Annotated in this window: 11 protein-coding genes; 7 read left to right on the plus strand and 4 right to left on the minus strand. The window is 46.9% G+C overall.

From position 1 onward, the window contains the following. Window positions 1-9 precede the first annotated feature (9 nt). Window positions 10-591: a potassium-transporting ATPase subunit KdpC gene (gene kdpC, locus XPG1_RS10660; protein ID WP_045959064.1), complete on the plus strand. Its 582-nt coding sequence runs from the start codon at window positions 10-12 to the stop codon at window positions 589-591. A gap of 3 nt (window positions 592-594) precedes the next feature. Beyond that, the gene (gene kdpD, locus XPG1_RS10665; RefSeq protein ID WP_045959065.1) at window positions 595-3,282 is read left to right on the plus strand and encodes a two-component system sensor histidine kinase KdpD; all 2,688 of its coding nucleotides are present in this window, start codon (window positions 595-597) and stop codon (window positions 3,280-3,282) included. A gap of 42 nt (window positions 3,283-3,324) precedes the next feature. On the opposite strand, the gene pulA is transcribed toward kdpD, so the two are convergent. Then, entirely contained in the window at window positions 3,325-6,138 is a 2,814-nt protein-coding gene (gene pulA / locus XPG1_RS10670; RefSeq protein WP_045959066.1) for a pullulanase-type alpha-1,6-glucosidase, read from the minus strand. 429 nt (window positions 6,139-6,567) lie between these two features. Here pulA and XPG1_RS10675 point away from each other — a divergent pair, with 429 nt between their 5' ends. Next, window positions 6,568-6,996, plus strand: a complete 429-nt coding sequence (locus XPG1_RS10675; RefSeq protein ID WP_045959067.1) for an EamA family transporter — start codon at window positions 6,568-6,570, stop codon at window positions 6,994-6,996. Window positions 6,997-7,115: 119 nt separating this feature from the next. Here XPG1_RS10675 and pgm read toward each other — a convergent pair whose 3' ends face one another. After that, the gene (gene pgm, locus XPG1_RS10680) at window positions 7,116-8,756 is read right to left on the minus strand and encodes a phosphoglucomutase (alpha-D-glucose-1,6-bisphosphate-dependent) (RefSeq protein WP_045959068.1); all 1,641 of its coding nucleotides are present in this window, start codon (window positions 8,754-8,756) and stop codon (window positions 7,116-7,118) included. Window positions 8,757-8,870: 114 nt separating this feature from the next. Further along, window positions 8,871-9,404: a replication initiation negative regulator SeqA gene (gene seqA / locus XPG1_RS10685; RefSeq protein WP_045959069.1), complete on the minus strand. Its 534-nt coding sequence runs from the start codon at window positions 9,402-9,404 to the stop codon at window positions 8,871-8,873. 270 nt (window positions 9,405-9,674) lie between these two features. On the opposite strand from seqA, the gene ybfF reads away from it, so the two are divergent. The 4 genes from ybfF (at window position 9,675) to XPG1_RS10705 (ending at window position 12,311) form a co-directional block, all read left to right on the plus strand. Beyond that, on the plus strand, window positions 9,675-10,454 hold the full coding sequence (gene ybfF / locus XPG1_RS10690) for an esterase (RefSeq protein WP_045959070.1): 780 nt from the start codon (window positions 9,675-9,677) through the stop codon (window positions 10,452-10,454). A 191-nt stretch (window positions 10,455-10,645) separates the two neighbouring features. Further along, a complete protein-coding gene (locus XPG1_RS10695) occupies window positions 10,646-11,383 on the plus strand; it encodes a class I SAM-dependent methyltransferase (RefSeq protein ID WP_045959071.1) in 738 nt (245 codons plus the stop codon). A gap of 113 nt (window positions 11,384-11,496) precedes the next feature. Continuing rightward, window positions 11,497-11,802: a type II toxin-antitoxin system TacA family antitoxin gene (locus XPG1_RS10700; RefSeq protein WP_231852998.1), complete on the plus strand. Its 306-nt coding sequence runs from the start codon at window positions 11,497-11,499 to the stop codon at window positions 11,800-11,802. After that, on the plus strand, window positions 11,799-12,311 hold the full coding sequence (locus XPG1_RS10705) for a GNAT family N-acetyltransferase (RefSeq protein ID WP_045959072.1): 513 nt from the start codon (window positions 11,799-11,801) through the stop codon (window positions 12,309-12,311). The genes XPG1_RS10700 and XPG1_RS10705 overlap by 4 nt, the downstream gene beginning before the upstream one ends. 68 nt (window positions 12,312-12,379) lie before the next feature. On the opposite strand, the gene XPG1_RS10710 is transcribed toward XPG1_RS10705, so the two are convergent. Next, the gene (locus XPG1_RS10710; protein WP_045959073.1) at window positions 12,380-13,207 is read right to left on the minus strand and encodes an inositol monophosphatase family protein; all 828 of its coding nucleotides are present in this window, start codon (window positions 13,205-13,207) and stop codon (window positions 12,380-12,382) included. Window positions 13,208-13,292 lie beyond the last annotated feature (85 nt).

The raw sequence follows: 13,292 nt of genomic DNA on the forward strand, positions 1-13,292 counted from the left end.
TGATGAACAATGATCTGGTTACGTTCTTCCTTAGTTTTACTGATATTTCTGAGCATCGTCACTGGCTTGGCCTATCCATTACTGGTGACCGGCATCGCGGAATTTCTCTTTCCTCACCAAGCCAGAGGTTCCCTGATAGAACACAATGGTCAACTCGTTGGTGCTGAATTAATCGGACAAGTTTTTACCAGCCCCCGCTATTTTCACGGGCGCCCTTCCATGACGGCCGAAAAACCATACAATCCCTTGTCATCCGGGGGGAGTAATCTCGCGCTGACCAACCCGGCGCTGAACAGCAAAATACAGCAACGCATTAACCAGGTCAGCTTATTTAATCCCCACTCAACCGCTCCGATCCCCGTGGATCTCATTATGGCATCCGGTAGCGGACTCGATCCCCATATCTCACCAGAAGCGGCTGAATTTCAGCTACACCGGGTTGCGGCAGCCCGCCACATTCCCCCTGAAATCATTCATGAACTCATTCAACAACATATTCAATACCCGCGGCTGAAATATCTGGGGCCACCCATCGTCAATGTACTGAAACTGAATCTGGCATTGGATAATCTGAACCCAACAGGCAGATAAGATATGGCGCAACATGAACCACAACGCCCCGATCCTGATGAATTATTGACACTGGCAAACGCAAAACCCCGCGGCAAGCTCAAAATCTTTTTTGGGGCTTGTGCCGGCGTCGGCAAAACTTATGCCATGTTGCAAGAAGCCCAACGCCTGCTGGCACAAGGATTAGATGTGATTGTTGGCGTGGTTGAAACCCATGAGCGACAAGAAACCGCAGCGCTGCTAAAAGGCTTACCTCAATTGCCCGCCAAATATGTCCACCACCATAAGCGCAGAATAGCAACATTTGATATTGATGCTGCCCTTGCCCGCCATCCAGCCATTATTCTGATGGATGAACTGGCTTTCAGTAACCCCAAAGGCTGCCGCCATCCGAAGCGTTGGCAGGATGTAGAAGAATTACTAGAGACCGGCATTGATGTACTGACCACCATCAATGTGCAACATTTGGAAAGTTTAAATGATATTGTCGGCGGCATTACCGGTGTCCGTGTGCGGGAAACAATACCCGACCACATTTTTGATCAGGCTGATGATGTTGTGCTGGTGGATCTCCCGCCAGACGATCTGCGCCAACGGCTCAATGATGGCAAAGTGTATATTTCAGGTCAGGCTGAGCGGGCTATTGAACATTTTTTTCGGAAAGGAAATCTGATTGCGCTGCGTGAGTTGGCGTTGCGTCGCACTGCCGATCGTGTCGATGAACAAATGCGTGCTTTTCGTGATACACACGGAAGGGAACCCGTATGGCATACGCGAGAGAATTTATTGCTGTGTATTGGTGACAATGCGGGAAATGAAAAACTGATTCGGAAAGCGGCTCGTTTAGCCGCAAAACTCAATTGTGTCTGGCACGCCGTTTACGTTGAAACCCCCAAATTGCACCGGCTGCCAGAAAGCAAGCGACACGCTATCTTACAATCCTTAAAACTGGCCCAAGATCTCGGGGCCGAAACAGCCACGCTTTCCGATCCCCATCAAGAAAAGGCCATCTTACGTTATGCCAGAGAGCACAATTTGGGCAAGATCCTGATTGGTCGTTATTACGGCTCACAGCCAAATATCTTGGGTTTTAAATGGCATCGCGATTTTTCAGAGCGACTGGGAAAACTCGGCCCTGATTTAGATTTGATTATTGTTGCGCTGGAAGATAAAAAACGCGGCGACAAAGAACTCAAAGATAACCGAACCTCCCATGATAAGTGGTTTGTTCCGGTTCAGGGTTTTTTAGTCGCCGTGGTACTTTGTGTCCTCATTACTTTTTTTTCCTGGGCATTTTTAGTCACCCTTGATCAAGCCAATCTGGTCACACTCTACCTGCTTGGTGTTGTCATGATTGCCCTGTTTTATGGACGTTGGCCATCCGTCTTTGCCGCGTTCATTAATGTCATCAGTTTCGATTTATTCTTTGTCCAGCCACACTGGTCACTGGCAGTCAAAGATATGCAATATTTGCTCACATTGACTGTCATGCTGATTGTCGGAGCCGTTGTTGGTAACCTCACCGCAGGAATACGCTATCAGGCCAGAATAGCCCGCTACCGCGAACAGCGAACACGGCACCTGTATGAAATCACGCGTGAACTGAGCAAGGCATTGAGCGAAGAGGATATCGCCCGTATCAGCTATCACTTTCTCTCCAATAGCTTTCAGGCAAAAACAGGGTTATTGCTGCCCGATTGCCACCATCATTTATACCAAATAAGCGCTCACAATGGGGGGCAGATGCGAATTGATGAAGCGATCGCCAAATGGTGCTTTGATAAAAAACAGCCCGCCGGCGCAGGGACAGATACATTACCGGGCGTCCCTTATCAATTACTGCCTATCGCCACACCGGCTCAGGTTTTTGCCGTTCTTGCCATTGAATCCCCTAACCTACGCCAATTACTGGTGCCTGAGCAACAACGGTTATTACACATCTTCACGGGACTGATTGCCAATGCACTGGAACGCTTACATCTTGCCCGCAAAGCCGAATCCGCCAAACTCGACGCTGAGCGGGAGCAACTGCATCATTCATTGCTGGTCGCGCTGTCTCACGATTTACGTACCCCATTAACCGTATTATTTGACCAGTCTAAAGTGCTGATGAGGGATCTCGCGGGCGGAAACTCGCCTTATACTCAACAGGTTAACCAAATTCACCAACAAATCCTCAGTACATCTCGACTGGTTAATAACCTGCTGGATATGGCGCGGCTTCAATCAGGCGAAATTCAGCTCAATCTGGAATGGCACTCACTGGAAGATATTGTCGATAATGCCTTTCGCTCGCTGGCATATGCCCTCAATCACTACACCGTCGCACTTTCCTTACCTAACGATTTATTACTGTATTGTGATGCCACCTTACTGGAACGTGTTTTTATCAACTTGTTGGAAAATGCCATTAAATACACCCATGAAAAAACGCCCCTGGGCATACTCGCCACAATAGAGAAAGTCACCAGTCAACAACTACATGTTGAAGTCTGGGATGCCGGAACAGGCATTCCGCCGGGGCAAGAAAAACATATTTTTGAACCATTTTCATATGCCAACCAAGCATCGCCGATACGCGGTATCGGATCAGGTTTGGCGATCTGCCGTTCTATTATTGAAATTCACGGTGGAAAAATATGGACGGCTAACAATAAAAAAGGGGGAGCCAGTTTTCATTTTCTTCTCCCCCTGGCAGCTCCCAAAAACTGAACGGGTGGGCTGATCCCCGCCTGAAGCACCAGGCGAGTTGCGTTATTTCCTGCGAACCGGCAAACCTGATCCACGAATTCCTGCTTGCGGCAGAACCAATACGGCTGCCGACCATGCCGGCATTGTGATTTCACTCTGTTCTGAGATCCGTACTCCCGCAGCCAGAGACGCTTCGCCCAATTCACGTTGAATATCATTTAACATCAATCCCTTGACGTTAAGATCTTTCACCGTCACCGACCAGGGTGCAGCATTAATCACAACGACCAGACCATCAAACCGCCGATCAAGATCACCTGACGTCATATTGCCATCATCAATCGTCATGACCAGTAAACCCATTTGCTGATGTGGGCCGACATTAACAAAATCCACTCGCTGCCTGACCGCAGCCCCGTGACCCAACGTCATTAAGGGTGAGAATTGACGTAGCCGCAATAACTCCTGATAAAACGCCACCATCGGTAATAATTCATTTTTACCCGGTTTTTTCACCTGATTTTTCACACGATGAATCAGTGGATAATTATCACCATCATCCGCTCGTCCGGGCAGCCCCACATCATAATTATTGTCCTGATAGTCATAGCTGACACGGTTAAACCAATCGCCGGCGTCATAAGAGTCACGGGTAAAAGATTTTGAACGCAATAATTCTGAACCCTGTTGATCAAACGCCAGCCCTTGTCCGAGGAAAACGGTAGCAAGCGAGATTGCCTGCATACGAACCCGTGTCCACAAATCGGCCTCATGAGCCGCTTTATAGCTAATAATATCCCACAAGGTTTGGTTATCGTGTTTAGAGACATAATTCAGCGCCTCAGTCGGATCGGACGCATAACCCGCCGCTACGCCTTTATAGTCCATTTCACGTCCTGTTTTCACGGCGCCGTCTTTATCGATCATGACAAAATCAGCCAGATTGCCAGCCATGCCCAGACGAACCAAATCCCATAAATGGCGAACGTTATCGGCATCTGGCCCGGCAATTTCATTCGGTAACACTTCAGCACCATTACCGACCCCCTGATGGCGGCGAATACTGTCAGCAACATCAAATGGCCCACCGCCACGCACAGCATCACGCAACCGATCAGAAAAAGTCCCTATCCCCGTTCCTTTCAGGTTGATTTGAGAAGCAGTTTCGAATCGATCATCTTGATCCGAATTCCAGCCCTCACCGAAAAAGTACACCGATGGGTTAATAACCCGCACTTTTTCCAGCGCCGATATCATTTGTGCTTTGGGGTGATAGCCCATTAAATCAAACCGGAACGCATCTATCTTATAATCGTTAACCCACGTCACCAGAGAATCTTCTATCAGTTTGGCAAACATACGACGTTCAGGTGCCGTGTCGGAACAACAGGTATGATTTTCAACCTTGCCCGTGATTTCATCCAAACGGTGGTAATACCAGGGCACAATCTTATCCAACACTGATGTATTGGCTGTCGGACCTGCCGCATCGGTATGGTTGTAGACAACATCCATGATCACATTCATGCCTAATTGCTGTTTGATCGCCTGTATCATGGTACGAAACTCTTTTATACGCCCAACACCTTCAGGCTCCGTCGCGTAAGACCCCTCCGGTACTGAATAGTGAAACGGATCATAACCCCAGTTATAGGAATCCGTTTTTGCCACCATCGCATTCAATTCTTGCACCTGCGGATGATTGATATTGTCATCACGTTGCAGCTGCTGCAAAACCTCCCGTACGGTCAATGAACGATGACAATAATCAGCAAAACGACTGTTTTTCACCCTTGGATTTATTTGGCACAGACGGCTAAAAGGGTGTTCAAGATCCGCAACCTGATGACGAAATTCATTGATAGACGCGATATCAAACACCGGCAGCAATTCCAGATGCGTCATTCCCGCCTCACTCAGCGCCTTAAGATGCCTGAACATGTCGCTGTTCTTGTCAGTCAGCGCCAGGTATTTACCCCGCCAGGCAGCGGGGATTGTTTTATCTGCGGCGGAAAGATCACGAATATGCGCTTCATAGATGGTCATGCGCGCAATGTCCATCGGGGTATTTTGTGGATGTGGTGCCAACAGGTTATCCCAGTTATGTGGCTTTAATGCCTCATCATTCAGGTTAACGACCTGACTATATTCCGAATTCGTCGACAGGCTATGAGAGTAGGGATCGGTCACTTCGTAACGTTCTACCTGACGGGATTGAGGGTGGTAAACCTGTAAAGCATAGCGATAATAAGCACCGTTTAATTTCTTATCACCTTGCCATGACCAAGAGCCACTGGCTGCATCCCGTTGCATGGCGTGATTGGCGATAATCTGTTTATCCTGATCATAGATAACCAGACTCACCTTTTGGGCTGTCGGTGCCCACAACCTGAATATCACACCGGTACGATTTATCCGTGCGCCATATTCCCATTTCGCCGCCGCATCAGCGAAACGATCATCCAACACGCCTGCCGTTTGGACTTGCGTTGCCGCCAGAAATAAGCCGTGTTGATTAGTGGATACAACCACCAAATCGCCGGTCAGCAGTTGATCTATATCCACATTTTCTGGCAAACGGAAGGCTGGCCACGTTGCCAGATGAGGGAATTTTTTTGCGCTTTCCTGACTTAACGTCGTTGGCGTGAGTGTCAGATAGTTATCGGTAAGATGGCCACGGTTATTGATCTCTACCCTATTATTGGGGTTGTAATACAGCCGGACAATCGCTTTATTTTCACCACCTGACCATAATAACGTTTGGCTATCAACCCAATGTGCGGCGGCTTGAGAAATTTCGGGGACAGAATGAGCGGGATCAGTATGACAACGAGAGACCGGTTCACTGCCTGCTCGCTGCTTCAAACGTTGTGTCATCAGTTTCTCCTGCGTGTTGAACAAATAACACTGACTTTGTATAAGACTATTTGGTACAAAACGGCCTGTTGCACAGCTTGTCAGTAATAAAATCACTAGGCTATTGCATACAATAAGATAAAATTTTCGCCAAAAGACAGATTTCACAGTCAAACCTCTTCAATAGAAAGAGTACATTCACCATTTGCCGGGGATCTTTTTATTGAATTGATTAAACAGGGAATGAGATCTACTCACCTCCTCCTTGATTAATAAATATCAGGGGGGAGGGGAAAGGATGAGTGATTGCTGTAAGGGACGCATTTTTAGCGTTGAGATACGTCTCATAATAGACAGATAAAAAATATCCCGATAAAACATACTCAGATAACAAAATGAATTATGATTTACCACATTAGTCAAACACAGTAAAGATAGGGATAATTGAACATGAGTACCTGGCTGGTTTATGCCTTACTCTCTGCGCTGACAGCAGCGCTAGTGGCCATTTTTGGCAAAATTGGGTTGCAAAATCTGGATGCCAATACAGCCACGGCAATTCGGGCGGTCATCATGGCACTGTTTCTGGTAGGTGTTGTTGCTGTACAGGGAAAATTGAATCTGATCAGCGAAATTATGGCTAATCGCAAGGCGCTGTTATTTATCCTACTCAGTGGCATTGCCGGCGCCCTCTCCTGGTTATTCTATTTTCTGGCGATCAAACATGGCAATGTTTCCCAAGTGGCTCCGATCGATAAATTGAGTGTCGTCTTTGCGGTCATTCTGGCGGTCATTCTATTTGGTGAGAAAATTTCGCTACTGGCTTCCGCTGGCATTGTGCTCATTACCCTCGGCGCTTTGATGGTCGCTTTGGGATAACCCCATTTACCGTGATAAATCCCGCAACATCATCAATAGCGATCACCCACGTCACAAAAACCAAAAAGCCGTAACAATCGCTACGGCTTGTCTTTTTCTGGTCAGAAATGACGCATTCATCAACCTGCCGCGAAGACCTGATTGACGATCGCCTGAGCCTCTTGCTCAATTTTTTCTCGATGCTCTGCACCGAGGAAACTTTCACAATAGATTTTATAAGCCTCTTCCGTACCAGAAGGGCGGGCAGCAAACCAACCGTTATCACTCATCACTTTCAAGCCGCCAATGGACGCCCCGTTGCCCGATGCCGTTGTTAGACGAGCCGTTATCGGATCACCTGCCAATACATCGGCCTTCACCATTTCTGGCGACAACTTGGACAATAACGCTTTTTGCTGATGAGTCGCCGGCGCCTGAATACGACTGTAGCTCGGTGTACCAAATCTGGCAGCCAGTTTGTCGTAACGTTGCTGTGGGTTCTCTCCGGTGATAGCGGTCATTTCAGCCGCCAGCAAGCAAAGAATAATGCCATCTTTATCCGTTGACCACGGCGTGCCATCAAAACGCAGGAAAGAAGCCCCCGCACTTTCTTCTCCACCAAAACCCAGCTCACCTTGATATAACCCTTCCACAAACCATTTAAAACCGACGGGCACTTCCACCAATTGACGACCCAGATCGGCAACAACACGATCAATCATGGCGCTGGAAACCAGTGTTTTACCCACGGCTATTTTTTCCGACCATTGAGGACGATGACGGAACAGGTAATCCACTGCCGTGGCCAGATAGTGGTTAGGATTCATTAAACCCGTCGGGGTAATAATTCCGTGGCGGTCATAATCGGGATCATTGGCGAAAGCCAAATCAAATTTATCACGCAGCTCCAGTAACCCGGCCATAGCCCAACGAGATGAACAATCCATGCGGATCACTCCATCATGATCCAGCGTCATAAAACGGAATGTCTGATCGATTTTGTCATTCACCAATGTCAGATCAAGGTTGTAATATTCGCCAATCCGTTGCCAGTAAGCAATCCCGGAGCCACCGAGAGGATCGATGCCAATTTTTAAATTCGCTTTCTGGATAGCGGCCATATCGACGACTTCACCCAGCGTGGTGACATAAGGATCGACCAAATCCTGAGCATGCAGGTATTCACTTTTTAATGCCTGTTCATAAGGCTGTCGCTTGACCCCATTAAGATCATTCATCAGCAATTCATTGGCACGACGTTCAATAATGGCCGTCAAATCCGTATCGGCAGGCCCGCCATTGGGCGGATTATATTTAATTCCACCATCTTCGGGCGGATTATGCGAAGGGGTGATCACAATCCCATCTGCCCGGTTTTTTCCCTGACGGTTATGACATAAGATGGCATGAGAAATAACCGGAGTCGGTGTGAATCCGTTATTTTCCTGCACAATCACATCCACACCGTTCGCTGTCAACACTTCTAATACAGAGATGAATGCCGCTTCTGAAAGGGCATGGGTATCTTTACCCACATAGCATGGGCCAGTAATCCCGCTGTGCAAACGCACTTCTGCAATCGCCTGAGCAATCGCCAGAATATGTAATTCGTTAAAACTATTGCGTCCAGCACTGCCGCGATGGCCAGAGGTACCGAATTTGACCTGATGGGCCGGGTTTTCAGGATGGGGTTGTAAGGTGTAATACTGTGAGGTGAGTTGGGCAACATTAATTAAATCATGCTGTTGGGCGAGCTGCCCTGCTCTTGGATGAATTGCCACGTTATTTTTCTCCTGGGAGAGTGCGCTGGCGTATCACCAGCGCAGTATAAATAAGTCAAACGATTGGATATGTAGGGCCATCAGCTACAAGAAGATTCGCCAAATTAAGCCGGATTAAAGAGTACCACACACTTTCTCGATCAAATTTGCCGGGAATTTCATATCCTGCATCACTTGTTCAATCATGCTACGTTTACGGTCAGTATTGGTATTAGTAATCACCCAAAAAGGCGTGCCGGGGATATGACGTGGTTTAGTTTGCTTACCACTGGCTAATAACGTGTACTCATCGCCCGCAAAGTAGGTACGGGTACGGCCATGCATCGTTTCTGTTGTTTTGGAAAAACCTTCGCTATCCAAGCGATAGAGTGTAGACAGAATCAGTAGAAAACGCTCGATCGATTTTTTCTTCTCAGCGTACTTATCAGAAAGCAATAATTCACGAATAACACGGACAGCATCACGGGAGCGGGTAGCAGGAGTGCTAACAACAGGTAGCGGGGTGTTAGCAGGCTCTGTCATTTGTACTGGCTGCCCGACGTCCAATTTCAATATGCGCCGTAAAATATCAGATGCACTTTCACCGATATGCAGAGTTTGGCTTGCAATAAAGCGGTAAAGGTCTTCATCAACTTCTATCGTTTTCATTTCTATCCAGTACTGTTCTTAATGAAAAATTTATCTTGGGATTATAAGATATAATATCAAAAAACAAAACAATTAAACTTTCAATAACTTAAAGTGATTCTCAATGTTAAAAAGGATCATTGAAAAATTGACTTCCCGCTAAAATAAATCAATCAGTTACAACTATTTCTCATCACATTCATCCCATTGAGTTTGTCACTGTTCACATGTCATGATATTAAGTATCGCAATATTAAACATAACATAAATGGTATTAAATTTAGGCAAATCATGAAGTCAAATCGTCAATTAAATTATCATTTTCACACCCCGGAAAAGCCGCAAAGCTCAACGCCTATTGTCTTGATTCACGGGCTTTTTGGGGATTTAAACAATCTGGGAATATTGGGGCGTGATTTACAACAACATTATCCAGTGCTGCAAATCGATGTCCGTAACCACGGTATTTCACCGCGCCTGGAAAACATGGATTACCCGGATATGGCACAGGACATTTTGTCTCTCCTGGATGAATTAACGATATCCAAAGCGATCATTGTCGGGCATTCCATGGGTGGCAAAATCGCCATGACCATGACAGCCATTGCACCGGAACGCATTGAGAAAATCGTCGTGATTGATATGGCGCCAGTCGCTTACTCCGTCCACCGCCACGAACATATTTTTGCTGCATTGAACAAAGTCACGACTGCCGGTGTAGACACCCGACAAGCCGCAACGGAGATTATGCAGCAGGATATTCAGGAAGAAGGTGTTATTCCATTTTTACTGAAATCCTTTCGCCAAGGAGAATGGAAATTTAATCTGCCTGTTTTACAAAATGAGTATGAAAAGATTATGGGTTGGGAAACGCTTCCGGCGTGGCATAAACCGGCTTTGTTTATTCGTGGCGGAAATTCAGATTATATTACGGAGGAATATCGTGCAGCGATTATCAGTCAATTTCCACAAGCAACGGCCTGGGTTGTTGCGGGTTGCGGGCATTGGGCTCATGCAGAAAAACCGGACGCGGTTCTCCGGGCCATTTATCGTTTTTTAGCCACAGAATAACCTGGCTATCAACCCACTCATCGGTGGGTTGATGAAAAACAAGGCAGGATCAATATAAAAATAATGATATCTCATTCATTGCTGACCTCTTAATATATTCAAAAGATCAATAATCAGAAAATATTATACCAATACTAAATAATATCTTTCAGATAAATAAAACATCTTTACTTTAATTAAGGATAGAAATAATGAATGATCATATTTTATATAATCCGATTGCCCATCTTTATGCTCGTTTTTCAGATTCAACCCGACATACCGGCGTAGAAATTAGAACCTTCCTCAATCTCGCTGGCGATATTACCGGAAAATCCGTATTAGATTTAGCCTGTGGGTATGGTCTTTTTAGTCGGGAATTCAAAAATCGGGGGGCGGCAAACGTCATTGGTATCGATATATCAGATAACATGATAGCGATTGCCAGAAATAAGTCAGAACACGATAACGATGACATCGAATTTCATATAAGAAATGTTTGCACGATGGAATCGTTCGGCAAATTTGATCTTATCGTTGCCGCCTGGTTATTCTGCCATGCGGAATCTTTTGACGATCTGAAAGCGATGTTCCGTACCGTTGCCGATCACCTTAAACCTGACGGTAAAATGATCGCGTATACCTATGAACCTGATTTTCGATTAGACAAAGGGAACAATGAAAATTACGGTGTCAAGGTACTCAGTGAAGAGCCAGTGAAAGAGACAATCCGAGTCAGTGCGGAATTCCTGACAACGCCACCCAGTCCTTTTACCCTGTATCGTTGGAGCCGTGAGCAGTATGCGCAAGCAATCACTGAAGCAGGTCTTAAGCACTTCTCATGGCATAAGCCCATGTTGTTAGACAGTGATATTGAAAGCCGTCCTCCGGGTTTTTGGGATGATTATCAGCGCAACTGCATTGAGACTGCGCTTGTTTGTCAGCACTAATCAATGGGATTACCTGCGTGTTGGTGATCCTGTATGTCGCCCCCTTGCGTAATGACAACGACATTACAATCTGATATAATTAGCGAAGTCCGTTATCTATTCCGGAGTTCATTATGCCAAATCAAAGCAATCCCATGAAGAAACCAGAAACAACCGTTGCCCGTTCAACGCTGAACCTGCGAATTAAACCTGAAGATAAAATCCTGCTAGACCGTGCAGCGAACTCGGTCGGTAAAAACCGCACTGAGTTTATATTGGAAGCGGTTCGCCGTGCAGCAGAAGAAACACTGGCGGATCTGCGGGTAATCAAAGTAAGCCCAGAAGTGTATCAGGCGTTCGTGGCTCAACTAGATGCACCCCCGCGAAGCAACGAAGCGCTCAGGAAAACCATGATGTCTAAATCTCCTTGGGAAAAATGACAGTGAATCTGACTGAACCTGAACCACTTCAGCACAGCCACAGCATAGAAGCATTCTGCTCCGGCGAGGAATCGCTGGATCACTGGCTGAAAACTCGCGCTATGGCAAACCAGCGCTCCAGGGCATCCCGCACCTTTGTGACTTGTATTGATAACCAGGTAATGGGCTATTACGCATTATCGACCGGCGTCATAACCACATCTCAGGCCGTCGGGCGATTCAAGCGAAACATGCCCTCTGACATCCCCATCATCCTGCTCGGACGATTGGCCGTCGATGTGAAGGCCAAAGGGATGGGGATAGGGCGGGCTCTTGTCAAAGATGCCGCACTCCGTGTCTTACAAGCCTCCGGGCTGGTGGGTGTTCGGGGTATGGTTGTTCATGCCCTGTCCGAAGAGGCGAAACGCTTCTATGAGTATATCGGATTTGTTCCTTCTCCCATCGATCCCATGATGCTAATGATCACGTTAACAGACCTCCAACTCGCCATGGGTATCCACCCAAACTGAACATCAAGCCCGGCCTTTCGGGCTTTTTTTCGTCATCCGCCTGTCATCACGGATATAGGTCAAATTGTTCATCTGTGACTGGCGTTCACGTCATCCCGAGGCGAAGCATTCATGATTTCTACGACACGATCAAGTAATCTCGGTGTACATGCGGATATCAAGCTGCCACCCAAGATGACGTTTTCCCGCTCGCCACTCAAGGCACAGAAATCACCGCCAGCTTCTTTGATACAGGGTAAAATCGCCGCGCTATCCCACGGTTTCATCAGGGTATCAATAGCGCAATGCAGACGTCCGGCCGCGACCATTGCGTGCTGGTAAGCATCATTCACAAACGTAAAATCACGGGCTGATTTAACTAATCCATCCAAATGATAAGCGACAGTGCCTTCCGTAAAGTGATAACGTGTACTGTGTATGCCTGACGCGGCAATAACAGCCTGTTCCACGGTTTCCGGTGAGTTTTCTGCAATCTTGAGTTGGCGCAATGGCTTGCCTTCCACATGCATCCAGCAACCCTGACCTTTTGATGCATACACCACAGTCGAAATAGCCGGAAAACTCATCACGCCAATGACCGGCTCACCTTTTTCAACAAAAGCAATCAAAGTACTGAATAAAGGGACACCGTATATAAATGCTCTTGTGCCATCAATAGGATCAATGATCCAACCAGAATCAAATTCTGCGGCTCCACGCAACCCAAATTCTTCCCCCCAAACAGGGACACCCGGCGTGCGTTTAGCAAAGATATCCCGAAGCTCTGCTTCCAGGATGATATCCGTTTGCGTGACCACCGAACGATCAGGTTTGTAATCACACTGCCCCGCACCATCAAAAGCATCTTGCGTTTTTTTCCTTACCGCATTCACCGCATCAAGCGCAATCTTCAACATCGTTTCGTGACTCCGTTTAAAAAAATGGCCCACCGCAGTGAGCCATTTTCGTTAATGAGGATATCTCGTGAAAACCCTTCCGGTG

It is taken from the genome of Xenorhabdus poinarii G6 (assembly GCF_000968175.1).
Taxonomy (GTDB): Bacteria; Pseudomonadota; Gammaproteobacteria; order Enterobacterales; family Enterobacteriaceae; genus Xenorhabdus; species Xenorhabdus poinarii.

What these genes read in the sequence shown, in the direction of transcription:
- kdpD (WP_045959065.1), top strand. Translation starts at nt 595, where the DNA reads ATGGCGCAACATGAACCACAACGCCCCGATCCTGATGAATTATTGACA.
- ybfF (WP_045959070.1), top strand. Translation starts at nt 9,675, where the DNA reads ATGAAGTCAAATCGTCAATTAAATTATCATTTTCACACCCCGGAAAAG.
- seqA (WP_045959069.1), bottom strand. Translation starts at nt 9,404, where the DNA reads ATGAAAACGATAGAAGTTGATGAAGACCTTTACCGCTTTATTGCAAGC.
- kdpC (WP_045959064.1), top strand. Translation starts at nt 10, where the DNA reads ATGATCTGGTTACGTTCTTCCTTAGTTTTACTGATATTTCTGAGCATC.
- XPG1_RS10700 (WP_231852998.1), top strand. Translation starts at nt 11,497, where the DNA reads ATGCCAAATCAAAGCAATCCCATGAAGAAACCAGAAACAACCGTTGCC.
- XPG1_RS10705 (WP_045959072.1), top strand. Translation starts at nt 11,799, where the DNA reads ATGACAGTGAATCTGACTGAACCTGAACCACTTCAGCACAGCCACAGC.
- XPG1_RS10695 (WP_045959071.1), top strand. Translation starts at nt 10,646, where the DNA reads ATGAATGATCATATTTTATATAATCCGATTGCCCATCTTTATGCTCGT.
- XPG1_RS10675 (WP_045959067.1), top strand. Translation starts at nt 6,568, where the DNA reads ATGAGTACCTGGCTGGTTTATGCCTTACTCTCTGCGCTGACAGCAGCG.
- XPG1_RS10710 (WP_045959073.1), bottom strand. Translation starts at nt 13,207, where the DNA reads ATGTTGAAGATTGCGCTTGATGCGGTGAATGCGGTAAGGAAAAAAACG.
- pulA (WP_045959066.1), bottom strand. Translation starts at nt 6,138, where the DNA reads ATGACACAACGTTTGAAGCAGCGAGCAGGCAGTGAACCGGTCTCTCGT.